At 72.5% G+C, this 25,632-nt stretch carries 17 protein-coding genes; 6 read left to right on the top strand and 11 right to left on the bottom strand.

All coding sequences use genetic code 11. From position 1 onward, the window contains the following. Nucleotides 1-111: 111 nt before the first annotated feature. The 3 genes from ACGFMK_RS26990 to ACGFMK_RS26980 form a co-directional block, all read right to left on the bottom strand. The gene (locus ACGFMK_RS26990) at nucleotides 112-1,149 is read right to left on the bottom strand and encodes an ion channel (protein ID WP_392768635.1); all 1,038 of its coding nucleotides are present in this window, start codon (nucleotides 1,147-1,149) and stop codon (nucleotides 112-114) included. A gap of 297 nt (nucleotides 1,150-1,446) precedes the next feature. After that, nucleotides 1,447-2,772 carry an NtaA/DmoA family FMN-dependent monooxygenase gene (locus tag ACGFMK_RS26985; protein ID WP_392768633.1) on the bottom strand — a complete coding sequence of 442 codons (1,326 nt, stop codon included), beginning with the start codon at nucleotides 2,770-2,772 and terminating at the stop codon, nucleotides 1,447-1,449. 1 nt (nucleotide 2,773) lies between these two features. Continuing rightward, entirely contained in the window at nucleotides 2,774-3,694 is a 921-nt protein-coding gene (locus ACGFMK_RS26980) for a glycine betaine ABC transporter substrate-binding protein (RefSeq protein WP_392768630.1), read from the bottom strand. 362 nt (nucleotides 3,695-4,056) lie between these two features. Between ACGFMK_RS26980 and ACGFMK_RS26975 the strand changes: the two genes are divergently transcribed. From ACGFMK_RS26975 to ACGFMK_RS26955, 5 genes are all read left to right on the top strand, one after another. Continuing rightward, entirely contained in the window at nucleotides 4,057-5,529 is a 1,473-nt protein-coding gene (locus ACGFMK_RS26975; RefSeq protein ID WP_392768627.1) for a hypothetical protein, read from the top strand. Nucleotides 5,530-5,607: 78 nt separating this feature from the next. After that, nucleotides 5,608-6,558 carry a hypothetical protein gene (locus ACGFMK_RS26970; protein WP_392768625.1) on the top strand — a complete coding sequence of 317 codons (951 nt, stop codon included), beginning with the start codon at nucleotides 5,608-5,610 and terminating at the stop codon, nucleotides 6,556-6,558. 137 nt (nucleotides 6,559-6,695) lie between these two features. Then, nucleotides 6,696-8,738 (top strand): cellulose binding domain-containing protein, encoded by a 2,043-nt coding sequence (locus ACGFMK_RS26965; RefSeq protein ID WP_392768622.1) that lies wholly within the window; start codon nucleotides 6,696-6,698, stop codon nucleotides 8,736-8,738. A gap of 140 nt (nucleotides 8,739-8,878) precedes the next feature. Further along, the gene (locus ACGFMK_RS26960; RefSeq protein WP_392768620.1) at nucleotides 8,879-10,396 is read left to right on the top strand and encodes a DUF2235 domain-containing protein; all 1,518 of its coding nucleotides are present in this window, start codon (nucleotides 8,879-8,881) and stop codon (nucleotides 10,394-10,396) included. A 62-nt stretch (nucleotides 10,397-10,458) separates the two neighbouring features. Then, nucleotides 10,459-11,337: a hypothetical protein gene (locus ACGFMK_RS26955; RefSeq protein ID WP_392768617.1), complete on the top strand. Its 879-nt coding sequence runs from the start codon at nucleotides 10,459-10,461 to the stop codon at nucleotides 11,335-11,337. Here the strand turns inward: ACGFMK_RS26955 and ACGFMK_RS26950 are convergent. Both ACGFMK_RS26950 and ACGFMK_RS26945 read right to left on the bottom strand, forming a co-directional pair. After that, a complete protein-coding gene (locus tag ACGFMK_RS26950; RefSeq protein ID WP_392768615.1) occupies nucleotides 11,313-12,272 on the bottom strand; it encodes a threonine/serine dehydratase in 960 nt (319 codons plus the stop codon). The two genes, ACGFMK_RS26955 and ACGFMK_RS26950, sit on opposite strands and share 25 nt — an antisense overlap. A gap of 11 nt (nucleotides 12,273-12,283) precedes the next feature. Then, a complete protein-coding gene (locus ACGFMK_RS26945; RefSeq protein WP_392768612.1) occupies nucleotides 12,284-12,754 on the bottom strand; it encodes a YdeI/OmpD-associated family protein in 471 nt (156 codons plus the stop codon). Nucleotides 12,755-12,897: 143 nt separating this feature from the next. On the opposite strand from ACGFMK_RS26945, the gene ACGFMK_RS26940 reads away from it, so the two are divergent. Further along, the gene (locus tag ACGFMK_RS26940; RefSeq protein ID WP_392768609.1) at nucleotides 12,898-14,124 is read left to right on the top strand and encodes a helix-turn-helix domain-containing protein; all 1,227 of its coding nucleotides are present in this window, start codon (nucleotides 12,898-12,900) and stop codon (nucleotides 14,122-14,124) included. A 54-nt stretch (nucleotides 14,125-14,178) separates the two neighbouring features. Here the strand turns inward: ACGFMK_RS26940 and ACGFMK_RS26935 are convergent, their stop codons facing one another. The 6 genes from ACGFMK_RS26935 to ACGFMK_RS26910 form a co-directional block, all read right to left on the bottom strand. After that, nucleotides 14,179-14,814 (bottom strand): cyclase, encoded by a 636-nt coding sequence (locus tag ACGFMK_RS26935; RefSeq protein WP_392768607.1) that lies wholly within the window; start codon nucleotides 14,812-14,814, stop codon nucleotides 14,179-14,181. A gap of 32 nt (nucleotides 14,815-14,846) precedes the next feature. Further along, nucleotides 14,847-15,194, bottom strand: a complete 348-nt coding sequence (locus tag ACGFMK_RS26930) for a helix-turn-helix domain-containing protein (protein ID WP_392768605.1) — start codon at nucleotides 15,192-15,194, stop codon at nucleotides 14,847-14,849. A 10-nt stretch (nucleotides 15,195-15,204) separates the two neighbouring features. After that, entirely contained in the window at nucleotides 15,205-16,434 is a 1,230-nt protein-coding gene (locus ACGFMK_RS26925) for a lipase family protein (protein ID WP_392768602.1), read from the bottom strand. A gap of 14 nt (nucleotides 16,435-16,448) precedes the next feature. Further along, nucleotides 16,449-17,429, bottom strand: coding sequence for an alpha/beta hydrolase (locus ACGFMK_RS26920; RefSeq protein WP_392768599.1), 981 nt, complete (start codon nucleotides 17,427-17,429; stop codon nucleotides 16,449-16,451). A gap of 13 nt (nucleotides 17,430-17,442) precedes the next feature. Further along, complete coding sequence (locus ACGFMK_RS26915) at nucleotides 17,443-19,038, bottom strand: acyl-CoA carboxylase subunit beta (protein WP_392768596.1); 1,596 nt, start codon at nucleotides 19,036-19,038, stop codon at nucleotides 17,443-17,445. Further along, a partial coding sequence (locus tag ACGFMK_RS26910) for a beta-ketoacyl synthase N-terminal-like domain-containing protein (protein ID WP_392768594.1) occupies nucleotides 19,035-25,632 on the bottom strand: 6,598 nt, incomplete at its 5' end. The genes ACGFMK_RS26915 and ACGFMK_RS26910, both read right to left, overlap by 4 nt.

Below are 25,632 nucleotides of genomic sequence, written 5' to 3'. Positions count from 1 at the left end.
ACTATGTCGGCCGTTCTGGGCCTGGCGGCACCACCCGCCGACCGCCCGCCACCGCGACCGGAACGGCCAAGTCGGCGACCGGAGCGGCCACCACTGCGCCGAGGCGACCTCTCACCTGGATGCGCCGCTCAGCGCCCGTTCGATCTCGTCGCGGCCGAGGGCGCGGGAGCTGACGTAGTAGAGCACCGCGCCGGGTGGCAGGTCGCCGTCCCAGGCGGGGTTCACGGTCAGGCCGCGCTCGCCGCGGACGGCCAGCACGGTGGCGCCGAAGGCCTGGCCCAGCGCGACGCGGCAGTGCTCGGCCGACAGCGCGCCGAGGCGTTCGGGGAGGGTGACCGAGTACGTGCCGGCGCCGCCGCTGGTCATCAGCTCGGTGTAGACCTCGGCGATCCCGGGCGACACCACCTCCTCGGTGATCATCCGCGGGGTGTGCCACTGGACGCAGGTGATCCGCGGGTCGACGTAGCCGATCAGCTCGGCCCGTTCCATGTCGCGCATGGTGACCACCACGTGCGCCGCGGTGGTCGCGTGGTCCACGAGGACCGCGACGGCGAGCGCCTCGTTGTCGTCCCGGACGTCCACGAGGACCGTGGCGGCCCGCTCGATCCCGGCCCGCGCAAGGACCTCCGGCGCGGTGAGCTCGCCGCGGACGAACTCCACGGGCTGCGACGGCATCGGGTGCACCGTGACGTCCTCCCCCGCGCAGAGCGCCAGCCCGGTGACGCCGTCGGCCAGCAGCTGCGCCACGATCCGCTCGGTGCGCCCGGCGAGGTAGCCGACCAGCACCACGTGACCGCTCAGCCGCACCGGTTCCATCCCCTGCATCCGACGTCCCTTCGCTTGCTCGAGCAGCGTCGCGAGCCGGGTGAAGACCGTGGTGAGGGTGGCGATCCCGCCGACGATCACGTACACCCCGACGAAGTGCCCGGCCACCGTGTCCGGCGAGAAGTCGCCGTACCCGACCGTCGAGGCGGTCACGACGAAGTACCACCAGAAGTTGCCCGGCCGCACGAGCTCGCTGCCGGCCGGCTCGGCCAGCACCATCAGCGGCCAGCTGGTCGCGAAGACGAACACGACGACGGCCACCGGCAGCGCCCACCCGGCACGCAGGATCCAGCGGGCGAGGAGGCGGGAAAGGATGAAGGACACACCCCTCCTCACGCCACGCCGAACGTCCCTTGAGGACAGTTCCGATCACGACACCACACGCCGGAACCAGGCACAACGGGCTTTATCCGACCGTGACGACCGGGACCGCCCGGCCTCGGCGCACGATCGTGGCCGGTCAGGCGCGGCGGCCGACCGGCGCCGGATGGGGTTCGAGCTGGTTTCGCGGGCGGGCAATCACACGACCGGCGGGGACGTCGCGGGAAGGCGGGCCGCCGACCGGTCGCTCACCGAAACCGGACTGGTCCACACCGGGGCGGCCCGCGGTCAGCCGTCGGCTCATCGACCTCCCGCGGCGGGGCGCGCCAGCCCCAGGTGATCGCGCAGGGTCGGGCCCGCGTACTCGGTGCGGAAGCGGCCCTTGCGCTGCAGGATGGGCACGACGTGGTCGACGAACGCCGTCAGCTCGTAGGGCAGGGTCGAGCCCATGATGGTGAAGCCGTCGACCGCGCCGGCGTCCTGCCACTCCATCACGTGGGTGGCCAGCTGTTCGGGCGTCCCGACGAAGTGGGACTGGCCGGCGCCGCTCTTGAGCTGCAGGGCCACCTCGCGCAGCGTGGCCTCCGGCTGCGCGCGCGAGAGGGCGAACAGCTCCCCCGCGCGGCTCGACACGTTCGACGTTCCGCTCCACAGCTCGGCGGGCAGGGGCGCGTCCGGGTCGAACCCGTCCGGGTCGAGCCCCGCCGTGTACAGGATGTTCTGCCAGCGGAACTCCGGGCTCGCCAGTTCCTCCAGCCGCCGGGCCTTCTCCTGCGCCTCGGCCTCGGTGCCGCCCAGCGTCACCATCAGCGCCGGGAGGACCAGCACGTGCGCCGGGTCGCGGCCCGCGGCGGCCGCCTGGGCGTGGAGCTCGGCCCGGAACGCGGCCGCGGCCTCCAGCGACGGCGGCCCGGAGAACACCAGCTCGGCGTACCGGGCGGCCAGCGCGATGCCGGCCGGTGACTGCCCGGCCTGGACCAGCACCGGGCGCCCCTGCGGGGAGCGCGGGAACGGCAGGATCCCCTCGACGTCGTAGAACTCGCCGTGGAAGCGGGGTGCGTGCAGCTTGGTGCGATCCGCCCACACGCCGCGCCCGCGGTCGCCGACGACCGCGTCGTCGGCCCAGCTGTCCCACGCGCGGGTCACGACGTCGACGAACTCGTGGGCCCGCGTGTAGCGGTCGGCGTGGTCGGGGTGGGCCCGCTCGCCGAAGTTCGCCGCGGCCAGCGGCGTGATCGTGGTGACGATGTTCCAGCCCGCCCGGCCGCCGCTGAGGTGGTCGAGCGTCGCGAACCGGCGGGCCAGCTCCCACGGCTTGTTGTAGGTCGTGGAGCCGGTGCCGATCAGCCCGATGTGGCTGGTGACCGCGGCCAGGGCCGAGAGCACCGAGATCGGGTCGAACTGCGTCTGCGGCAGGTGCGTGGCCCGGTACTCGGCGATGGCGATGTTGTCGGCCAGGAAGATCGTGTCCATCAGACCGCGCTCGGCCGTGCGCGCGATGTCCGCGTAGTACGGCAGCCCGAGCACCCCGCGGACGTCGTCCTCGACCACGCGCCAGGCGGACTCGTGGTAGCCGTTCGGCCAGATGAAGGCGTTGAAGTGCAGCTGTCCCGTTTCGTCCGGCATGTCAGGCCAGCCCCTGCTGCGAGAGCCAGTCCTTCGCCACGTCCGCGGCGGGTTCACCGTCGGAGTCGACGCGTTTGTTCAGCTCGCGCATGCCGTCGGTGGAGAGCTTCGCGCTCACGGCGTTGACGACGGCGGCGAAGTCCGCGCCCCGCGCGTCGAGCACCTTCTTGCTCACGGCCGGCACCACGTTCTCCGTGGGCACCATGTTCAGGTCGTCCTTGAGCGCGACGTACTTGGGGTCGCCGGCCGACGGGCTCACCGAGTCCACCGGGATCACGGTGACCGCGCCCGAGTTGAGCTGCTGCACGCGCGGCCCGATCTCCTGGACGGTCTGGAACGACGCGTTCGTCAGCTTGTAGATGTCGGTGAAGCCCTTGAAGCAGGTCAGGCGCTTCTCGCACTCCGGACCGCCGGCCAGGACGACCTTGTCGAGCTTCTTCAGGTCGCCGATGGTCGCGATGCCCTTCGACCGGGCGAGGTCGGCCTTGACGATGTAGGTGTTCTTGTCCTCGGCCGGCGCGTAGTCCAGCAGGCCGATGCCGTCGGGCTCGAACAGCTTCGCCAGCTGGTCGTGCTCGCCCTTCGCGTCCTTGACCGGCTCCTTGCCGAAGCCGGTGGTGATCGCCGAGCCCTGGTACTCCGGGATGAACTGCAGCTCACCGGACTTGAGCGACGGGTAGATCAGCTCACGCGAGCCCAGGTTGAGCTTCCTGGTGACGGGATAGCCCTTCGCCTCCAGGGCACCGGCGTAGATCTCGGCCAGGATCTGGCTGTCGGTGAAGTTGAACGACGCGACGACGATCGGCGCCCCGCCCTTGCCCGGCGCGGCCGGCTGGCCGGTGTCCCCGCCCCCGCACGCGGTCAGGCCGAGGACGGCCACCGCCGCCGACGCGGTGATTCGGATGGTCCGGCTCCAGCGCACGTGCCCACACTCCTCTTTCCATGATCCAGACGAACGAACCCTAACCAGGGGGTACGACAGAACCCAGATGCTGGGACTGCCGGCCGCCTAACCACCTGGCCCGATTTCGAAGGTTAGACGAGCCGTGCTAACCTGTCAACATCTTCTTTGACGGTTAGAGCATTCGCAACGCCGGGCCGGGGCGACGACAGTTCACCTCGCCATGACTTCGAGTCTGATAGGGGCACATTGGTCCACAATGGACACTGATGCTGTTTTGCTTGGATGATGGGCGTTTTCGCCGCCGAAGGGGAATCTGCCTGAACCACTCCGAGTGATCTCCCGTGTGCAGTGGTGAGGTGGCGACCCGAGAGGAGGGGCTGATGCCCCACGAGCGCACGACCGGACGACACCGCAAACCGGCGACGATCGGACTCGTCGCCCTGCTGGGAGTCGCGGGGGCGACCGCCACGGCGATCGCCCTGAGCAGCCCGGCGAGCAACGCGGCGACCGAGAACTGCGCCGGCCTGGACACGGCGTTGCAGAACAACCTGGGCTTCATCGCGAGCCAGCAGGCGGCCCCGGACGCCCAGTCCGCGGCCCGGATAGCCAACCGCAAGGCGGTGGTCGACCAGATCGAGCAACGGCGCCAGGCCGCGGGCTGCGCAGGAGCGGTGGCGGCCAACCAGGCGGCGGTCGACTGCGCGGCGGTGGCCGGAGCCGCCGACGGCACCGCGGTGGCCGAGCAGAAGGGCATGGCCGCGGACCAGAAGGGCGCGGCGGCGGACAAGGGCGCGGCCCAGAACGGCATGGGCGGCAAGAAGAACGGGGCCGCCAAGCAGAACGGCGCCGCCGAGAACGGCATGGCCGACCAGCAGGGCATGGCGGGCAAGAACAAGGCCGCGGACGAGAACGGCGGGGCCCAAAACGGGATGGCCGCCAAGAAGAACGCCATGGCCGCGCAGCAGGACAACGCCGGAGCGGCCGACCAGAACGGCGCCGCCGGGAACGGGATGGCCGACCAGCAGAACGTGGCGGACCAGAACGCCGCGGCCGACCAGAACGGGGCGGCCTGCGCGGTCGTCCAGCAGTGCCTGGCTCAGGAAGCCGCGGCCGTGGACGCCAACGGCATGGCCAATCAGGAAGCGATGACCGGCGCGGCCGGGGCCGCCGACCAGAACGGCGCGGCTCAAAACGGCATGGCCAACGGGCAGAACGGCACGCAGAACGGCGCCGCCGGCAACGGGATGGCCGACCAGAACGGCGCGGCCGACCCGAACGCGGCCCAGCAGGGTATGGCGGCTCAGGACGTCGCCGCCGGGCAGGATTGTGCGGCCATTCTCCAGTGTGTTGCCGCTGCCGATCCCAACGCTGCCGCTGCCGGTCAGCAGCAGGGCATGGCCACCGCGCAGAACGGGGCCGGCGAGCAGAAGGGCAAGGCCAAGGACAAGGCGGCGGGCGGCGCCGACCAGCAGGCGGTGGACCAGGCCGCGGCCGTCGCAGCAGATTGTGTAGCGCAAGCCGCGGCGACGGGCACCCAGGCCACCGACACGCAAGCCGCCGGCGCCCAGGCCACCGACACCCAAGCTGCCGGTGACCAGGCTGCGGGAGCCGTCGTCTGCCCCGGTTCGACCGTGACCCTCTCCGGTGACGGCGGCACGCCCTCGGCGTCCAGCAACCAGTTCCCGGTCGGCACCATGCTGAAGGTCACCAACCTGGACAACGACAAGGCCATCACGGTTCCGGTGACCTCGACGTCCGGCAGCTGCGCGCTGCTGAACAACGCCGCATTCAACCAGATCCACGAACCCGGCAAGCAGCTCATCCGCAACCCGAAGATCCAGAAGGTCGGCTGACGACGACCGGGGTGGGCACCGACCAGGTGCCCACCCCGGTTGTACGTCTCTTGTACGGCCACCTCCGACGATCGGCCCATGAAAACCACACTCAAGGCGGCCGTGGCCACGATCGGGCTGGCCCTCACCGTCACCGGGCTGGCCGCTCCCGCGGCCCAGGCCGCGTCGGCCTATCCGGTCACGACCACAGTGGACGGCCGGACCGTCAAGGACCCCGACGTCGCGGTCGGCGCGCAGCGGATCGCGAACATGTACCCCGCCGGCACGTCGGTGACGCTGGCCTGCCAGGACACCGGTCCGGCCTACGGCGGCAGCAGCGTCTGGGACCTCACCACCGACGGCCTGTGGATCCCCGACGCCTACGTCAAGACCGGCTCGACGTCGATGGTCGCGCCGCAGTGCACGACACCGCACGCGTTCCCGGCGAAGGCGGACCTCAACGGCCGCGCGCACAAGGGTGACGCGTCGGACGCGGCCGGCAACGTCGCGAACAAGTACCTGACCGGCGCCTCGGTGCCGGTGGTCTGCCAGGCCACCGCGTCGGACGAGATCTGGGACTTCACCGCCGACAACCTGTGGGTGCCGGACCAGTACGTCAAGACCGGGACCGAGGGCTTCGTCGCCGGGGTGCCACACTGCGACACCGACGGCCTCAAGCCGGGCGGCTCGGCGAGCCCCGCGGACCCGCGGGCCGACAGCGCGATCGCGTTCGCCAAGGCGCGGCTGGGTCACACGGACTGGAACAACCAGTGCGAGCTGTTCGTCGAACGCTCCTTCGGCACCAGCGGCCGGTTCGCCTCCGCGACCACGCACTACCAGTGGCAGAAGAGCAACGGCCGCATCCACACCGGCTCGGTCGCGCCGGCCGGTGCCGCGGTCTTCTTCACGAGCACCACCAGCAACGGGCACATCATGCTCGCGCTGGGCGGCGGGGTCGCGATCAGCACCGGGCCGTCGGTGTACCAGACGAGCACCTACGCCCAGCGGTCGGACTACCTCGGCTGGGCCTACGTCCCGTCCAGCTGGTGAACCGGGTGCCGCGGCGGCCGGACGGGCCGCCGCGGCACACCCGGCGTTGACTTCCGGCGGTCCCGGTGGTTCGCTTTCTGGGAGCGCTCTCAGCCATCTGCATTCCGTTCGATCCAGGACGAGTGAGGATGGGTTCCATGACAGCTCGACCACTTCGCCGCGCCACCCTGGCGGCGGTCGCCGTGCTCCTCGGGGCACTGCCCGGGGTGACGCCGGCCGCGGCCGCCGAGCCGGACGTCACCGTCACCGTGAACGCGCGGGCGGGCCTGGCCACGGTGCCGGACACCGCGCTCGGGGCCAACCACGCCGTCTGGGACAGCCAGCTCGGCACCGACACCGTGGCCGACCTGCTCGGCGGCGCCGGCGTCCGGATGCTGCGCTACCCCGGCGGCTCCTACGGCGACATCTACCACTGGAAGGACAACACCGCGCCGGGCGGCTACGTCGCGCCGGGCACCGACTTCGACACCTTCATGGGCGGCGTCCGGCGTGCCGGCGCCCAGCCGATCATCATCGCCAACTACGGCACCGGCACGCCGCAGGAAGCCGCGGACTGGGTCCGGTACGCCAACGTCACCCAGGGCTACGGCGCCCGGTACTGGGAAATCGGCAACGAGCTCTACGGCAACGGCCACTACGGCGCGAACTGGGAAGCCGACGACCACGCCGACAAGAGCCCCACGGCGTACGCCAACGGCGTCGTCGCCTACGCCGAGGCCATGAAGGCCGTCGACCCGTCGGTCAAGATCGGCGCGGTTCTCTCGACCCCCGCGAACTGGCCGGACGGCATCGTCGGTGCCGGCGACGCCGCGTCCTGGAACCAGACGGTCCTGTCGATCGCCGGCCCGCACGTCGACTTCGTCGTGCTGCACTGGTACCCGAGCGGCGCGACGGCGGCGGACGCGCTGACCAGGACCGAGCAGGTCGGCGACATGATGTACGTGGTCCGGCGCCAGATCGGGCAGTACGCCGGCGCGGACTCCGCGCGGATCGGGATCGCGCTGACCGAGACCAACACCCCGGTCGGCATGAACACCCAGCCGGGCGCGCTCTTCGCCGCGGACACCTACGGCGCGATGCTGGAGAACGGCGTGTTCACCGTCGACTGGTGGGACACCCACAACGGTGCGACCCAGGTGTCCACAGTGGAGGGACAGACCGACTACGGCGACATGGGCCTGCTCTCCAGCGCGACGTGCCTGGGCGGCGTCTGCGAACCCGCGCTCAACACGCCGTTCGCGCCCTACCACGGCCTGGCGATGTTCGGGCGGTTCGCCCGCCCCGGCGACCAGCTGGTGCGGACCGGGACGAGCGATCCGCTGGTCGCCGCGCACGCCGCCCGCCGGCCCGACGGCGACCTTTCGGTGCTGCTGCTCAACAAGGATCCGGGGAACGCCCACACGGTCGCGCTCGACTACGCGGGCTATGTCCCGGCGGCCACCGCGTCGCAGGTGCTCACGTTCACCAACGGCGCGACGTCGATCGCGGAGAGCACGGGCGGCAGCAGCGCGAGCCGGACGCTGCCGCCGTACTCCCTGACCACCCTGGTGCTGCACCCGGCGACCGCGGTCACCGGCGCCCCGGCCGCACCCGGCACGGTGTCGGCGGGCCCGGTCACCGACCGCACGGCGACGCTCACCTGGCCCGCGGCCACGCCGGGCGGCCGCCCGGTCGCGAAGTACGAGGTCTACCGGACCACCGGCGCGACCAGCGAGGAATGGGGCGAGACGCCGGGAACGTCGTTCACCGTGGGCAACCTGGTCCCGGGCAGCCGGTACACGGTCAACGTGCTGGCCCGCGACACCGCGGGGAAGGTCTCCTGGGCCTCACCGCCGCTGACGTTCACCACGGGCACCCCGGCGCGCAGCGACTGCGCGGCGCGGATGTCCGACGTCACCGACTGGTCGAGCGGGTTCGTCGGCGGGGTGCACCTCACGAACACGGGCCCGAAACCGGCGCCGAACTGGACGCTGACCTTCACCTGGCCGACCGGGCGCCAGCACCTCACCGGCGGCTGGAACGGGACCTGGACGCAGACCGGGACCACCGTCACGGTCACCTCGGCCACGGCACTGGCCCCGGGTGAGAGCGCGGATCCGGGCTTCACCGCCGACTACGGCGGCCCGAACATCCTGCCGACGTCGTTCACGCTGAACGGCGTCCTCTGCAGCACGTCCTGAGGACCCGGTGCCGGGCGGCGCGGCCGCCCGGCACCGGTATCTCCGCGGCCGCTCACCGCCTCCTGCACCCGCCGGGACTGTAACCACGGGGGAGATCGACGCGACTCCCCCAGCATCCCGAGTGGATCGAAGGTGGTCAGATGAGCGAGCCGGACACCCCGAAGCGGCATCTCGTCGTCTGCTGCGACGGCACGTGGAACACGCCCGACCAGCAGCAACAGGGCCAGCCCGCGCCGACGAACGTGGCCAGGCTCCACCACGCCGTGGCCCGTGGGGACACGCAGCTGCGCTACTACCACCCGGGTGTCGGCACCGGGCCCGGGATGCTCGACCACCTGCAGGGCGGGCTGGTGGGCAAGGGCCTCTCGGAGAACGTCAAGGGCGCCTACGCCTGGCTCGCGCGCACCTACCAACCCGGCGACGCGATCTACCTGTTCGGGTTCAGCCGCGGGGCGTTCACCGTCCGCAGCCTCGGCGGCATGCTCGGCAAGTGCGGCCTGCCGCCATCACTCAAGACCGCCGGGCCGAACCGGTTCTGGGCCAAGGTCGGCGAGCTGTTCGACGAGGACTACCGCGCGGGCGCCGAAGCGACGGCCGACGTCGTCCCGATCGAGTTCCTCGGGGTCTGGGACACGGTCGGCTCCCTCGGCATCCCCGACTGGCTGGGCCCGCTGAAGTTCTTCGAGGACCGGGCCGGGCACCTCCCCCGGTTCCACGACACCAAGCTCGGCGAGCACGTCAAACACGCCCGCCAGGCGCTCGCGATCGACGAGATGCGCGGCCCGTTCGCCCCGACCCTGTGGACGAACCTGGCCGAGATCGGGCCCGGGCGCACCGCGAAGCAGGTCTGGTTCCCCGGCGACCACAGCGACGTCGGCGGCGGGCACGACCGCACCGGGCTGTCCGACGGCGCGCTGAAGTGGATGATCGACGAGGTCGAATCCGTGACGGAGCTGACCTTCGACAAGGCCATGGTCGACCAGATCAGGCCGGATCCCCAGGACGTGCTGCACAACTCGCTCCGGAGCGTCTACACGGTCCTGTGCCCGGCGCCGCGGGCCTTCCCGTTCATCACCCCCGGCTCCCCCGACCTCGCGCCGTCCGCCTGGGAACGGCAGGCGGCGCCGCCGATCACCGCGGGCCCCTACCGCGAGGGCCGCCGGCTCGCGGCGGGCGAGTCCGCGACCGTCGACGTCTACGCCGGCAAGCCGTGGAACTGGACCGGCCTTTACCTCGAGCCCGGCGAGTACACGTTCGGCGCCGAAGGCACCTGGCTGGACGGGAAGGTCGCGCACCACCCCGACGGCGCCGAAACAACGTCGCGGCTCGACCTGCAGGACCTGCTGCACGCACTGGCCACGACCTCGGCCTGGCTGCAGGCGCGGCTGGCCAAGCTCGACGAAAACGGCAAGGTGCGCTCCTTCGGGGGCCGCCGCTGCGAGGCCGAGCCGTGGATGGCGCTGATCGGCGCGGTGGCGGCGCAGCACCTCGACGAGCAGGACGTGCAGCAGCCCCACGACCCGTTCCTCATCGGCAGCGGGCTGGCCAGCTGGACCAACGGCAAGCCGGGTTACTTCCACGCCTACGCCAACGACAGCTGGCTCGGCTACCCGGGCAACCGCGGCTCGGTCCGCCTGACGGTGCGGCGGCTCTCCTAGAACCGGCCGGAATCAGGGGAATCCCCGATGCCGGCACCGGGCCGGATCTCTAACTTCGGGGCATGATCCGACGGATGATGCTGGTGTTCCTCGGCGCGGCGGCCGTGTGCCTGGTCCCGTGGACGGTCTACCTCGCCCACACGCTGCCCGACCGGTACGACACCGGCCAGTGGCGGACGGCCTGGGTGGGCTTCGACGTGGCCTTGCTGTGCTGTTTCGCGAGCGGCGCCTGGCTGGGGCTGCTCCGCCGCCGGGCCGCGGTGCCACTGCTCTCCGCGACCGCCGCGCTGCTGTGCTGCGACGCCTGGTTCGACGTCCTGCTCGACTGGGCCTCGCCCGACCGGTGGACGAGCGTGCTCCTGGCCGGGTTCGGCGAGCTGCCGATTGCCGTGGTGCTGCTGGTCGCGGCGCGACGGCTGCTGGCCGGGACACCGCGGCGCGCGGTGTCCTCCCGGGACGTCGAGGTGCACACCGACCCGGCGCTCGGGCGGGTGCTGCGGGCGCTGCCCGCCTCGGCGGCCGACCTGGCCGCCACCACCGGCCGCCCGCCGGCCGAAATCGCCGCGTCACTCGAGGTCCTGGCCGCGGGCGGTTACGCCGAGCGGCACGGGGACGGCGTCTGGCACGCGACCCCGCAGTACCTGCGCGAACCCCGGCCCGACGAGTTCGACGAGCCGCACCGGTCGCTGGTCGCGGCCTACCTCGACGAGCTGTACGAGCGGGAACTGAGCCTGCTGACCTGGGCCGTGGCCCACCGCGACGAGTTCGGCTCGTGGGCCAGGGCGCAGCGGGCCTCGGTCCGGGTGACCGAGCCGCAGCTGCGGGAACTCGAAGCGGCGTACCGGGAAATGCTCGCGCCGTACTGCCACCAGCCGCGCCGTCCCGCGCCGGGCACCCGCGAAGTCGCCCTGCGGTTCTACGCGTTCCCGAGCCAGCGGTGATACGCGGGCAGGTCGACGTTGCTGCCGCAGACCAGGACGACCACGTGCCGTCCGGCGAACCGCTCGGGGTCCTCCAGGATCGCCGCGACGCCGAGGGCCGCCGACGGCTCGACGACCAGGCCCGCGTGCTCCAGCAGCAGCCGCATCCCGGCGATGATCGACTCCTCCCGCACCAGCAGGGCGTCGTCGGCGACGAGGAGCAGGTCGGCCAGGACCTCCGCCAGCGGCAGCCGGCCCGCGACGCCGTCGGCGATGGTGCTGGTCGAGTCCGTGGTGACGACCCGCCGGGCGCGCCAGGACAGCGTCATCGCCGGGGCGCCCGCCGGCTGGACGCAGAGCACGTCCACCGCGGGCGCGCGCTCCTTCAGGACGTGGCCGACGCCGGTGGCGAGCGCGCCGCCGCCGAGGGCGATCAGCACGGTGTCGAACGACGGCGTGGTGTCCGTCAGCTCCAGGCCGATCGTCGCCGCGCCCTCGCACGTCTCGACGTCCAGGCTGTCCTCGACCAGCCGGATCCCCCGCTCCCCCGCGATGGCCACCGCCCGCTCGCGGGCCACGTCGAAGTCGCCGTCCACCAGTTCCAGCTCGGCGCCCAGCGCGCGGATGCGGTCGAGCTTGGCCGCCGGCGCGGACCGCGACGCCACGACGGTGACGGCCACGTCCCGGTCACGGGCGGACCAGGCGAGGGCCTGGCCGAGGTTGCCCGCGCTGGCGCACACCGCGGCCGGCCCGGCCAGGCCGTTCACCACGAGTTCGGTGCCGCGGCCCTTGAAGCTGCGCACCGGGTTCGCCGTCTCGAGCTTGACGCTGACCCGGCAGCCGAGCGCGCGCCCGAGTGCGTCGCAGGGGTACAGCGGAGTGTCGAGGAAGACCGGGTCGATCACCCCGCGGGCGGCTTCGATCCGGGTGCTGTCGAAGCGCGTTTCCGGCGGCATGGACGAGCCTCCTACGGCCGGGGCCGTTGTTTGATCCCGGCCGCGAGCAGGCCGGTCACCTCCGTGATCCGGGCCGCGCGGACGTCCGGGCGACCCTTCGTCCCGTCGATCCAGCGCAGGTACGCCTTGCGGTAGAACTGGGCCAGCGTGTCGAAGAACGCGCCGGCCGCGGGGTCGGCCGCCAGGGCCACCGCGATGTCGTCGGCGAGGTCACCGCGCTGCGGGCCTTCCGGGGCCAGCACGACCGTCACCTCGTCGCCGACCGCCGTGGCCGTGTCGCGCAGCCACAACGGCGTCACGGTCAGCTCCCAGCCGCCGTCACGAGGGGTCAGGCGGCCGCGGACGCGGCGGTCCCCGATCGTGCCGCCGACCGGGTGGTCGGCCTTCGCGCCCCACTCCGCGTCCGGGTCGAACGGCACCGCGATGCGGCCGGCACCGCGCGGACCAGCGGTGATGACGGCGTCGAACCGCTGCGCACCCATGCCCCGATCGTCGCACACGGCGGGCCTTTAGCAGCCGCGCAACAACGGCGTCGCCGGGTTTCATCACCTCACCTCAGGCTCGGACCGCCCGGTTTGCGCGGCCGCGACGCGCGTGAGTCCATGACCGGGGAAGGAGCTCCGGCATGAGCGAACCGGCGGAGACGGGCAGCCAGGCCCGGACGCTGTGGGTGTCCCTGCCGGGCGAGGTCGCCCGGCGGTTCCGCCCGCACGCGGACAACCTCGGCAAGAAAATCCTCGAAGCCATCCAGCGTGAGGTGCCCGAGTACGCCAAGCCCCTCGAAGGCGGGTTCGGCACGGTCATCATCAAGGCGATCGAGGAGGCCGTCATCGGCTCCATCGACAGCATCGGCGGCCGCCCGCCCGGCCGGCACAAGTGGGACGAGCTCTTCCGGGAGGTGGGCCGGGGCGTCCACAAGGGCGGCGGCAGCCTCGACTCGCTGCAGGCGTCCTACCGCGTCGGTGGCCAGGCCGCCTGGCGCTACATCGCGGCGTGGGGCCAGCGCACCGGCATGCCCACCCCGATGCTGTGCGTCTGCGCCGAAGCGATCTTCGCGGTGATCGAGGAGATCTCCTCGTACTCGGTCGAGGGTTACACGGTGGCCCAGACGCAGGCCGCGGGCACGCTCGAACGACGTCGCCGCCGGCTGCTCGACCTGCTCCTGGCCACCCCGCCCTCGCCCCCGAAGACCGTCGCCGCGACGGCGGAGGCCGCCGGCTGGCCGCTCCCGGAGCGGGTCAACGCCGTGGCCCTGCAGGCCCCCGCCGACCGGCACCACGACGACGAGCCGGGCCCGTCGCTGCCCGCGGACGTCCTGGTCGACCTCGAGAGCACCCAGCCGTGTCTCCTCTCCGCCAACCTGGAACGCGACCTGCGGCTCCTGCAGCCGGCGCTGCGCGGCTGGCACCTGGCGGTCGGGCCACGGGTCCCGCCGGCCGAGGCGGCGACGTCGCTGCGGTGGGCGTCCCGGACGCTGCAGCTGGTGCGGGAGGGCGTCATCGACCCGGCCCCGGTCGTGCACAGCGCCGAGCACCTCAGCACGGTGTGGTTGATGCACGACGACTTCCTGCTCGCCGAGCTCACCCGCACGGCCCTCGGCCCGCTCACCGGGCTGACCGCGAAGCAGCAGGACCGGCTCGGCGAGACACTGATGGCGTGGCTGGAGGGGCGCGGCAGCACCCCCGAGATCGCCGAGGTGCTCAAGGTCCACCCGCAGACCGTGCGCTACCGGCTCAACCAGCTGACCGAGCTGTTCGGCGACCGGCTCAACGACCCGGCGCAGCGGCTGGACATGCAGCTCGCGCTGCACGCCCACCGCCTGCGGGGCACCCGGCCGCTCGACGTCGCGTGAACGGGCCGTGGCGGCCGGGGAGAGGCTCACCCGGCCACCACGGCCCCGATCCGGTCAGCCGATCGCCGTGGTGGTGAAGACCGGGCTGGGGTTGGGGAAACAGGCGGTCGGGGCGGAGATGTCGAAGATCTGGTTGACCACCGAGGTGAACGTGAGCCCCGGGTCGTTGTAGCTCGTGCCCGCCAGCTTCGTCTGGATGGTGCCCGACGTGCCGGCCGTCAGGTGGAACGTGATGGTCGGCAGCTCGAACGCGGCGCCACCGGCGATCGGGCCGGCGAAGCTGAGCGTCGCGACCCCGCCGGACACCGAGATCGCCGGCGTGCCGGACCCCAGGCCCGAGCCGCCGGACAGGGACGAGCCGACGTACGTCGAGTTCGCCGGCACCGGCAGTTTCAGCGCGAAGTTCTTGACCTGCTTGAGCTTGAAGCCCGCGACCGTGGCCGGCACGGTGTTCGGCGCCGGGTCGACCACGATGTCGAAGGCGGCGCCCGGCGCGACCGTGGCCGGCGCCGTGACGTCGGTGCCCTGGGTCAGGTTCGCCTGCTGCGGGCCGACGATCGGCGCGTTCGCCTGGCAGTCCAGGTTGACCGGGACGACCGCCGCGGACGCCGGTGCCGCGAGCGCCGCGGCGGCCGCACCGGCGACCGCCAGCACACCGAGGGAACGCAGAGCCGTGGTGGACTTCGTCATGGTGACCACTCCTTTGTGGATGGTGACGGAACCTAACGAACGGAGAAACGCCTTGCCGTGCGGGCGATTTCGAGCAGTTCGGCGTACTCGACCAGCCGGGTGCGGTCCCCCTCGGCGAGGCACTGGTAGAGCCGCAGCAGCCGCGCGGGCTCGGACGGCGACCCGGCCGGCTCCTCGAGGAAGTAGCCGACCGGGCGCCGGTAGAGCGCGGCGAGGGCCTTCAGCTCCAGGCTGTCGACCTTGCGCGTGCCCGCCTCGATCCCGGAGATCGCCGACCGCGGCACGCCGAGCCGGCCGGCGACGGCGCGCTGGGTCAGCCCGTGGCTTTCGCGGCACGCGCGCAGCCGCGCGGCCAGGTCCTGCTGCTGCTCGTCGTGCACGTGCGGCCGGTCAGCAGTTGGACGGGGCTGGGTCGCCGTTGAACCGCTTGACGATCCACTGGTGCGCGTCCCCGTTGCCGGCGAAGATGCCGGACAGGTGGTCGGAGACGTAGGTGTTCCACTGCTCGCGCACCCCGGCGGCGCAGTAGGTCTTGTGCAGCGCGTCGGCCTGCGGGGTGTTGACGATCTCGTCGGTGCTCGCGTGGTACTGGAACACCGGCACGCGCGGCGGGTTCGCGCCGAGCTTGTTCTGCGCCAGCCGCGCCTTCCACTGCGGGGTGTCCAGCGGGTTGGACGTCGTGTAGTCGCTGATCTTCTTGAACGGGTAGTTGGTCAGCAGCTCGACGACGCAGGCGTTCTGCTTGGCGTCGTTCAGCTGCTGGCGGCCGGTGTCGTTGAGGTAGGAGTCCAGCTTCAGGTCCGGGTACGCGGCGTCCAGCCCGACCGCGGCGAAGGCGAGGAAGCCGAACCCGACGTAGCCGTCGAGGCCCTTGGCGACCTCGGTCAGGTCGGCCGGGACACCGCCCGCCGCGACGCCGACCAGGTTCAGCTCGGGTGCGTAGGTGGGCTGCTTCTCCCCCGCCCACATGGCTCCGCCGCCGCCCTGCGAGTAGCCCTGGAAGATCACCTTGGCGGTCTTCGAGAGCTTCGTCGGCGTGAGCCGCTGCGCGGCGCGGACCGAGTCGATCACGGCCGGGCCCATCGACTGCCCGGTGATGTAGGTGGGCACGGTCGTCGGCGAATAGCCCTCGTAGTCGGTGATCGCGACGGCGTACCCGCTGGAGAGCGAGTCGTTGATGGCCGGCTGGTCGTACAGCGTGCCGCGCTCGATCGCCTTCGACGGCGTGCACTTGAACGCCGGGCCCTGCGTGCCGACGCCGTAGCCGATGATCGGCGCCTTCGCCGGGTCGACGCCCTTCGGGACCAGGATGGTGCCGGTCACCGCGTCCGGCCGGCCCTGCCCGTTGGTCGAAAGGTACATGACCTCCCAGGCGTCGGCGTTGGCGGCGTTCATCAGCGGCACCGACGGGCGCCAGCGGATGACGTCACCGGGCTGCCCGGCCGGCAGCGGGGCCGGGGCCTTGTAGAAGGAGTCGTCGAACGGCCCGGGCAGGCCCACCGCGGCCGGAGCGGCGGTCGGGGCCGCGGTGGCCGGGGAGCCGGCGATCGCCACGCCCGCCGCCAGCAGCGACAGGCTCAGCAGAGCCAGGAACAGTTTGCGTTTCACCGAAACCTCCATCGGGGAAGGGATTTTCACGCGGGCAGGCCGAGCGCGTTAGCGAGGATCGGCCAGGAGTTGTGCAGGGCGCGCTGCCAGTACGGCCAGCTGTGGGTGCCGGGGCCGTAGTAGTCGACGGTCGCCGGGATCCCCTGCGACCTCAGCTTGTCCGTGAAGCTCTGGGACGTCAGCAGGGCCGACGGTTCCAGCGGGTCGGACTGCCCGGGCGGGTCGAGCGGGCCGGTCTGGCCGTTGCCGCAGGAGAGGTAGAGCGCGGTGCCGCGCAGGGCGTCGGTGTGGTCGTAGGGGTTGTGCGCCGACCAGATCGGCCAGGTCGCCACCTCGTCGCCCCAGAGGTCGAAGAAGTTGTAGAACCCCGCCCGCGCCAGGATGCCCTTGATGACCCCGGCGGTGCCCGGGAAGAGCGTGTTGGGCACGCCGCTGTAGGACGCCGCCGCGCCGAACATCCCCTTGTGCTGGAAGGCGTACGCGAGCGCGCCGTACCCGCCGATCGACACGCCGGCGACCGCCCGGCGCGTGCCGCCGCGGTAACCGCGTTCGACGATCTGGCGGACCTCGGCGGTGTGGAACGTGTCCCAGTCGGGGGTGTTCTTCAGGCCGAAGTTCCACCACTTGGTGTACATCCCGGCCGCGCCGTCGGTCGGCATGACCACGATCGCGTCCTTGTCCGCGGTGAACGCCTTGACGTCGGTGAACTGGTCCCAGGACTGGTAGTCCACCGGCTCGCAGCAGCCGTGCAGCAGGTAGAGCGTCGGCCAGGTCCGGGCCGGCTGCGCCTGCCAGCCCACCGGCACGATCAGCCGGACCATCCCGGTGGTGCCCAGCGCCGGTGAGCTGATCTTGAGGTCGACGGTGCGCGCGTCCAGCCACGTCTCCTGGGTGACCTTCGCGCCGTCGTCGGCGGTGACCGGGGCCGCGGCGGCCACCGACGCCGTGCTCGCGCCGATCAGCACGGCCGTGAGGAGCGCCGCCAGTCCGGCCCGCTGAAGCTTCATCGGTACTCCGTTCTCACAGGGGGATGTTCCCGTGCTTCTTGGCCGGCAGGGTCTGCCGCTTGTTCCGCAGCGTGCGCAGCGCACGGGCCACCTGCAGGCGGGTCTGCGACGGGGCGACGACCTGGTCGACGTAACCGCGTTCCGCGGCCAGGTAAGGACTCGCGTGGCGCTCGCGGTACTCCTCGGTGAGGCGGCGCCGGGCGGTGGCCTGCTCCGCCGCGGGCAGCCCGGCGAGTTCGCGGCGGTGCAGCACCTGCACCGCGCCTTCCGCGCCCATCACCGCGATCTCGGCGGTCGGCCAGGCCAGGTTGACGTCGGCGCCGAGGTGCTTGGAGCCCATCACGGCGTAACCGCCGCCGTACGCCTTGCGCGTCACCACGGTCACCTTCGGCACTGTCGCCTCGGCGTAGGCGTAGATCAGCTTGGCGCCGCGGCGGATGATGCCGCCGCGTTCCTGGTCCGCGCCGGGCAGGTAGCCGGGGACGTCGGCGAGGGTGAGCAGCGGGATGCCGAAGGCGTCGCAGAACCGCACGAACCGCGCGGCCTTCTCGGACGCGTCGATGTCGATCACGCCGGCCTGGTGGCGGGGCTGGTTGGCGACGATCCCGACCGAGCGGCCCTGGATCCGGGCGAACGCGCAGATCATGTTGGGCGCGAAGGCACTGTGGATCTCGGTGTAGTCGCCGTCGTCGACCAGCCGGGTGATCACCTCGGTCATGTCGTAGGCCTGGTTGAGCGAGTCCGGGACGATCCGGTCGAGTTCCAGATCCGACGTCGTCAGCTCGGGCGCGGTGTCGTCGGCGTATTCCGGCGCGGGGTCGAGGTTGTTCGAGGGCAGGTAGCCGAGCAGGGTCTGGACCCACTCGATCGCGTCGTGCTCGTCGGCGGCCCGGTGGTGAGCGTTGCCGGCGACCTCGCTGTTGGTGCCCGCGCCGCCGAGCTGTTGCGCGGTCACGCGTTCGCCGGTCACGGCGTGCACCACGTCCGGGCCGGTGACGAACATGTGCGAGGTCTCGTCGACCATCACGGTGAAGTCGGTGATGGCGGGTGAGTAGACGGCGCCGCCCGCGCACGGGCCCATGATCATCGAGATCTGCGGGATCACGCCGGACGCGTGGGCGTTGCGGCGGCCAAGTTCCGCGTAGTAGGCCAGCGAGACGACGCCTTCCTGGATCCGCGCGCCGCCGGAGTCGTTGATGCCGACGACCGGGCAGCCGAGCGTCATGGCCAGGTCCATCACCTTGAGGACCTTCTCGCCGAAGACCTCGCCCATGCTGCCGCCGAAGACGCTGAAGTCCTGGGAGAACAGGCAGATCTGCCGTCCGTCCACAGTGGCGTGCCCGGTGACGACGCCGTCGCCGTAGGGGCGGTTGGCGTCCATCCCGAACTCGGTGCAGCGGTGCCGGGCGAACTGGTCGAGCTCGACGAACGAGCCCGGGTCGACCAGCAGGTCGATTCGTTCGCGGGCGGTCAGCTTGCCCTTGGCGTGCTGCCGGTCGATCGCGCGCTTCTCGGCGATCCGGACGACCTCGTCCTGACGCGAGGCCAGGTCGGCGATCCGGAACGACGTCGTCGGCGCGAAGGAGAGGTCTTCGAGCGTCATCGTCATCCCTTTCCTGCGTGCAGTCCGGTGAGCACGGCGGACAGGGCGTCCGCGATCACCGACACGTGGGGCGGGTCGATCATCGAGAGGTGGTCGCCGGGCACGCGGACGATCTCCAGGTCCGCGCAGTGCGCGTCCCACCCGAGCGGGTCGTCGGTCCGCAGGTACCGCGGGTCGAGCGTGGTCGTCAGCGGGTGCGGGTCCTGTGCGCGCAGCAGCAGGACCTTCCCGGCGTACGGTCCGGGTTCGTAGCGTTCGGCGACCCGGGCGTCCACATAGGACGTGTACTGGTGGTGCAGCACACCCTGGCCCATGCCGGGCACCTGGGCGGCCAGCCGGCTCATCACGAGCCGGATCTGGTCGTGCTCACCGAGTTGTTCGAGTTCGGCTCGCGGGATCTCCAGCGGTACGCCGTAGGTCAGCTCGATGTGCTCGGCGAACCGGTCGAAGCGATCGAGGAGCAGGCCTTGGGTCTTAGGCGCGGGCAGCGGCAGGATGGTGTCGATCATGAAGACGACGTCGACGCTCTCCCCCGCCGCGGTCAGGCGTTTGGCCGTCTCGTAGGCGAGGCAGCCGCCGAAGGACCAGCCGCCCAGCCGGTACGGCCCGTGCGGCTGGATCTCGCGCAGGAGCTCGACGTAACACGCCGCCTTGCCCTCGACGGTGTCCTCTTCGTCGATCCGCTCCAGCCCGTAGGCCGGCTGTCCTTCGGGCAGCAGGCGGACGAGCTCCTGGTAGACGCTCGTCGGGCCGCCGGCCGGGTGGAACAGGAAGACGGGGTCGGCCGCGACGCCGTCGCGCAGCAGCCGCACCGGGCCGCCGCCGAAGCCCTCGACCTCCGCGCGCACCAGGTCGGCCATCGCGGCGATGGTCGGCGTGGCGAACAGCCGGTCGGCGTCGGGGACGTCGTCGAGGTCCTCGGTGAAGGCTTCCCGCAGCCTTTTCGCTTGGTCCGCGTTGCCGCCGAACTCGTCGTAGACCCCCGGTTCCGGCCCGCCGAGCACGGCCTGCCAGTGCCGGGCGACCCACCGTTCGGCGGGATCCCGCGGCCCGAGCACGGTGTGGCTCGGCTCGGCCGGTGTGCCCGCGCCGAACCCGGCCTGTTCGGCGAGGTGCCCGGCGATCTCGGTCAGGCTCGCACCGCGCAGCAGGAGGGGAACGGGCAGCGGCAGGCCGAAGTCGCGTTCCACCGCGCCGCGGGCCCGCATCGCCATCAGCGAGTCCAGGCCGAGGCTGGTGAGCGGCGCGTGCCGGTCGATCTCCCCCTGGGGGAACCCCATGAGCCCGGCGACGAGCGCCGCCAGGTGGTCGGTCATCGCCTTGCGTGCCTGCTCCGGGTCGTTCTTCGGTAGCGCGGCCATGCCGTCCCATGTGGACGGTTCGGGCTTTTCGGCCGGGACGAACAGCTCGAAGAACGGGCGTTCGGCCAGCCGCGGAAACAGCGCGAGCACGGTGTCGGTATCCACGCGGGCGACGCCGGTCGCTTCGCGATCGCTGCCGAGGATCACTTCCAGGGCGTCAAGGGCTTCGGCGGTGCCGAGCGGCTCGAGCACGGGGTTCCGGCTGCCGATGGCGGCGCCGGCTTCGCCCCAGGCACCCCAGTTGATCGTCGCGGCGGGCAGTCCCCGCCCCCGTCGCCAGGCGACGAGCGCGTCGGCCCAGGCGTTGGCGGTGGCGTAGGCGGCTTGGCCCGGGGAGCCGAACAGCGCGGCGGCGGAGGAGTAGACGAGCCACCAGTCGAGGTCGAGGCCCGCGGTCGCTTCGTGCAGCCGCCAGGCGCCGAGGGCCTTGGGCCGCCAGACGCTCTCGACGGCTTCCTCGGTCAGTCCGATCACGGCCTCGTCGGCGAGGGTGCCGGCGGCGTGCAGCACCCCGCGCAGGGGCAGCTCCCCCGCGGCGGCGACGAGCCGTTCGGCGGTGCCGGGTTCGGCGACGTCCCCGGTGACGATCCGGACGTCGACCCCGAGGTCGCGCAGGAAGGCTTCGGTGTCGGGGGTGGGGCCGCGACGCCCGGAGAGGATCAGGCGAGTGGCACCGCGTTCGGCGAGCCACTTCGCGGCGACGAGGCCGAGGCCGCCCAGCCCGCCGGTGACGAGGTAGGCACCGTCCCGAACGACGGGTGCGGCATCACGGTCGCCCGAACGCCGTCGCACCTCGGAGGCTGGACGGTTGCCGTCCCGCTCGGCCACCCCGACCGGGACCCGCGGCGGCTCGGTGACCTCGATACGCACACGGCCCTGCCCCGCGATCCCGCCGACCGAGCCCTGCGACGCCTCGGCGACAGCCGGGCGGTTGCCATCCCGCTCGTCAATCCTGCCCAAGGAGCCTCGCGATGCCTCCGCGACCTGCGTGCGAACGTGGCCATTCCGCCCCGCAACCCCATCGGCCGGAACCCGCGGCGTCGAGGCGATCGCCGGGTGGTTGCCGTCGGGGCTGCTGAGGCGCGGTCGCTCGGTGAGATCCGGGCGCACCAGGCGCCGCGTGTAGCGGATGCCCTCTCGCCAGGCGATCTCGTCGTCCGGGGCGTCCGCTCGGATCTCGTCCTGCAGCTTGGCCAGCCACAGGCGCGCCGGGTCCGGCTCGGCGTCGAAGTCCAGGTGGGTTGCCCTCAGCTCCGGGTGCTCGAACGCCAGTACCCGCACCAAGCCCCGCAGCGCCGCCAGCTCCGGATGGCCCGTTTCGCCCGGCTCGACCGCTGCCGCACCGGCGCTGACCAGCCACAACCGTGGTGGCGTCGGCAACGACGCCAGCTCGGCGACCACCCCTGCCAAGCTCAGGATCTGCGCGGCGGCCCGGGACGGGTCCGGTGTGCCCAGTTCGGCGGCGCAGCCGACCATCGCCAGCACACTGGTCACCTCGCCCGTGCGAAGCGCCTTCGCAAGGCCTTCGCGGTCGCCCAGGGAGACCGTGCGCTGGGAGTCGTCGCCCAAGGTGCCCGGCCACGGCTGCGAGGCGTCCAGGAGCACGACCCGGCTGTGCGTCCCGTCCGCCGCGACGGGCGGCAGCTCGGCCTGCTCCCACCCGGCCTCGAAGACCAGGCTCGGCAGCGTCGGGCGCCGGAAGCGCCGGCAGTAGACGTCCCGGAACTGGACCAGCACCGCACCGTCGGCGTCGACTAGTTGGACGCTGCCCAGCAGCCCGTCACCCGACTCGTCGACCGAGTCGAGGACGGCGTCCACCCGGACGCCACCGCGGGGGTCACCGGCCAGCGTGACCTCGCCGATCGTCAGCGGCAGGTACAGGCCCGCGGCGTCGCCCAAAGCCTCGCCGGTCGCGGCGGCCAGTGCGTGCAGGCAGGCGTCGGCGAGGGCCGGGTGCAGCCGGTACGCCGGGTGGTCCCGGGCCTCCGGCGGCAGCGCGATCGACGCCGACGCCCGGCCCGGTGCGGCCACGACTCGCCGCAGGCCGCGGAACGCCGGGCCGTAGCTCTGGCCCAGGTCCTCCAAAACCCGGTAGAGGTCGACGGCTTCGCCGGTCACAGCGCCGAACGGGATCAACGGCGGTGAACCGTCGAGGACCCGCGCCGTGGCGTGGCGGACCCAGCCGTGCGCGGACTTGGCGTGGACGCTGATCTCCCCGCCCGCCAGGCTCGTCGTCACCTCCGTGTGCTCCTCCAGCGGCAGCACCTGGTGCAGCTCCAGATCACCGATCCGGTCCCCGGCGGCGAGCGCGAGTTCGAGAAAGCCGGTCGCCGGGAACAGCGAAACGCCCATCGCCGCGTGGTCGGCCAGCCACGGCAGCTGCGCCGTGCCGACGTCGCCGCGCCAGAGGTGCAGGTCGCCGCCGGGCTGTTCGATGTGGACGCCGAGCAGCGGGTGCGTGCCAGTGGTGGGTCGGCGCGACGGCCAGAACCGCTCGTGCCGCCAGACCGGGCCGGGCAGCTCGACCGGTGCCGTGCGCGGGCCGTGGTCCAGGACGCCGGGCCGGCCGAGGACGTGCAGCCGGGCGAGGCTCGTCAGGAACGCCACCCGCTCGCCGATCTTGCGGCTGCCAGTGGGCAGGCCGATCGCCGCGCCGCCGGTGGTCTGCTCGACCGCGGCCAGCGCGATCGGGTGCGGCGAGACCTCGACGAACACGGTGTGGCCGTCGTCCGTCGCCGCCGCCAGGGCTTGGGTGAACCGCACCGGGCGGCGCAGGTTAGCGGCCCAGTACTCGACGTCGAACGCCGGCGTCTCACGGGGATCGTCGAGAACGCTGCTGTAACAAGGAATTTCGGCCTGACTCGGCTTCAACCCGGCCAGGTCCGAGCGGAACCGGTCGAGCACGGCGTCGACGGCGGCCGAGTGCCCGGCCCCGCGGACCGGGAGACGGCGGGCGAGCCTGCCGAGCCGTTCGACGTGCGCGACCAGCGCGTCGACCTGGTCGGCGTCCCCGCTGACCGTGCACTGCGTCGGCGACGCGTAGACCGCGACGGTGACGTCGGGGAACTCGGCCAGCTCCGCCGGGGACAGCTCGACCACGGCCATCGCGCCGGTGCCGGCCGCGTCGACCTCGGCGAGCAGCCGTGCGCGAGTCGCCATCACGCGCAGCCCGTCCGTCACGTCCAGCGCGCCCGCGACGACGGCCGCGGCCACCTCGCCCATCGAATGCCCCAGCACGGCGGCGGGGACAACGCCGTGCGCCCGCCACAGCCCGGCCAGCGCGGTCTGCATGCCGAACAACGCCAGCTGCGTCGCGCCCAGGTCGGGCAGCTCCTGTTCCCCCGCAAGGACTTCGCGTAGCGAGAACCCCGCTTCGGCGCGGAAGGCCGGGTCGAGCGCGTCGATCTCCGCGCGGAACGCCGGTTCGGTCCCCAGCAGTTGGCGGCCCATCTCCGGCCACTGCGAGCCGTAACCGGAGAAAACGAACACGACGTCCGCGCGTCCCCGGGCTTCGCCGGGGGTGACGTCGCGCAGCGCGTTCACGAGAGCGCCGCGGTCCTCGGCGACGACGGCGGCCCGGACGGGCAGGTGCTCACGCCGGGTCGCCAGCGTCGACGCGACGGCGTCCAGCGGCACGGCCCGTCCCGCGGGCGAGTCCAGCCAGTCCGCCAGCTCACCAGCGCGGGCACGCAGGACGTCGGCCGAACGGGCCGAGAGCGCGAAGATCCGCGGACCGTCGGCGCCGGCGCGGGGCGGGAACGCCGCGGCGGGCCACTCCTCCAGCACGACGTGGGCGTTGGTCCCGCCGAACCCGAACGCCGAGACGCCGGCACGCGCGGTGCCCGGGTACCGCGGCCAGCCGGTGCCCGACGCCACCACGCGCAGGCCGAGACCGTCGAAGTCGATGTGCGGGTTGGGCTCGTGGTAGTTCAGGCTCGGCGGCAGCCGCCGGTGCACCAGGGCCAGCACCACCTTGATCAGCCCGGCGATGCCGGCCGCGCCTTCGAGATGGCCCAGGTTGCTCTTGACCGAGCCGACGAGCAACGGGCGGCCGGGTTCGCGGCCAGCGCCGAGAACCTCGCCCAGCGCCCCGGCTTCGATCGGGTCGCCCAGCAGGGTGCCGGTGCCGTGCGCCTCGACGTAGTCCACAGAGGACGGATTGACGCCCGCGACGGCGTAGGCGTCCCGCAGCAACGCCGCCTGGGCGTCCGGGTTGGGCGCCATCATGCCGTTGGAGCGGCCGTCGGAGTTGACGGCGCTGCCGCGGATCACCGCCAGCACGCGGTCGCCGGCCGCGCGGGCGGCCTTCAGCGGCTTGAGCACGACGACGCCGCAGCCTTCACCACGGACGATCCCGTCCGCGCCGGCGTCGAACGGCTTGCAGTGCCCGTCGGGCGCCAGCACCCCGGCGCGGTGGAAGTTCGCGGTGATGCCCGGCGACAGCAGCAGGTTCACGCCCGCGACCAGCGCGGTCTCGCTCTCGCCGCGGCGCAGGCTCTGCACCGCCTGGTGCACGGCGACCAGCGACGACGAACACGCCGTGTCGAGCGTGAGGCTCGGGCCGCGCAGGTCGAGCAGGTACGACAGCCGGTTCGCGGTGATGCTCGCGGCGGCGCCGGTGCCGGACCAGGCGTCGATGCCGGTGACGTCGGTCATCGTGAGGTAGCCGTACTCGCTGGCCGACAGGCCGACGAACACGCCCGTCCGGGTGCCGCGCAGCGAGCCGGGCGGGATGCCCGCGTGCTCCAGGGCCGCCCAGGTCACCTCCAGCAGCGTCCGCTGCTGCGGGTCCATCGCCTCGGCTTCGCGGGGCGTGATGCCGAAGAACGCGGCGTCGAACCCGGCGACGTCACCCAGGAACCCGCCGCGGCGCGGCAGTCCGGCGAGGGCGTCGGCCGGGGCGAAGGACTCCCAGCGGCCTTCGGGGACCTCGCCGATGCCGTCGGCACCCGCGTCGAGGAGCCGCCAGAACTGCGCGGGTGACTCGACGCCGCCGGGCAGGCGGCAGCCGAGGCCGACGACCGCGATCGGCTCCCCCGCTGCCATCGGGGCCGGAGCCGAGCGCACATGGTCCACTGTGGACAGTGCGGTGACGAGCGCGGTGATGCTGGGGTGCTGCCACACGAAGGTCGCCGGGAGGTGGCGGCCGAGGAACTGGCCCAGGTCGCCGGTCAGGCTCATCGCGTCCCGTGAGGACAGTCCGGCTTCCTGCAACGGCCGGTCGGGATCGACCGGCCCG

This window comes from Amycolatopsis sp. NPDC049252 (genome assembly GCF_043197175.1).
Classification (GTDB): Bacteria; Actinomycetota; Actinomycetes; order Mycobacteriales; family Pseudonocardiaceae; genus Amycolatopsis.
This window is presented reverse-complemented; position numbering and strand designations above follow the sequence as displayed.

What these genes read in the sequence shown, in the direction of transcription:
- ACGFMK_RS26985 (WP_392768633.1), bottom strand. Translation starts at nt 2,772, where the DNA reads ATGCCGGACGAAACGGGACAGCTGCACTTCAACGCCTTCATCTGGCCG.
- ACGFMK_RS26975 (WP_392768627.1), top strand. Translation starts at nt 4,057, where the DNA reads ATGCCCCACGAGCGCACGACCGGACGACACCGCAAACCGGCGACGATC.
- ACGFMK_RS26970 (WP_392768625.1), top strand. Translation starts at nt 5,608, where the DNA reads ATGAAAACCACACTCAAGGCGGCCGTGGCCACGATCGGGCTGGCCCTC.
- ACGFMK_RS26965 (WP_392768622.1), top strand. Translation starts at nt 6,696, where the DNA reads ATGACAGCTCGACCACTTCGCCGCGCCACCCTGGCGGCGGTCGCCGTG.
- ACGFMK_RS26960 (WP_392768620.1), top strand. Translation starts at nt 8,879, where the DNA reads ATGAGCGAGCCGGACACCCCGAAGCGGCATCTCGTCGTCTGCTGCGAC.
- ACGFMK_RS26955 (WP_392768617.1), top strand. Translation starts at nt 10,459, where the DNA reads ATGATCCGACGGATGATGCTGGTGTTCCTCGGCGCGGCGGCCGTGTGC.
- ACGFMK_RS26950 (WP_392768615.1), bottom strand. Translation starts at nt 12,272, where the DNA reads ATGCCGCCGGAAACGCGCTTCGACAGCACCCGGATCGAAGCCGCCCGC.
- ACGFMK_RS26945 (WP_392768612.1), bottom strand. Translation starts at nt 12,754, where the DNA reads ATGGGTGCGCAGCGGTTCGACGCCGTCATCACCGCTGGTCCGCGCGGT.
- ACGFMK_RS26940 (WP_392768609.1), top strand. Translation starts at nt 12,898, where the DNA reads ATGAGCGAACCGGCGGAGACGGGCAGCCAGGCCCGGACGCTGTGGGTG.
- ACGFMK_RS26935 (WP_392768607.1), bottom strand. Translation starts at nt 14,814, where the DNA reads ATGACGAAGTCCACCACGGCTCTGCGTTCCCTCGGTGTGCTGGCGGTC.
- ACGFMK_RS26925 (WP_392768602.1), bottom strand. Translation starts at nt 16,434, where the DNA reads ATGGAGGTTTCGGTGAAACGCAAACTGTTCCTGGCTCTGCTGAGCCTG.
- ACGFMK_RS26920 (WP_392768599.1), bottom strand. Translation starts at nt 17,429, where the DNA reads ATGAAGCTTCAGCGGGCCGGACTGGCGGCGCTCCTCACGGCCGTGCTG.
- ACGFMK_RS26915 (WP_392768596.1), bottom strand. Translation starts at nt 19,038, where the DNA reads ATGACGATGACGCTCGAAGACCTCTCCTTCGCGCCGACGACGTCGTTC.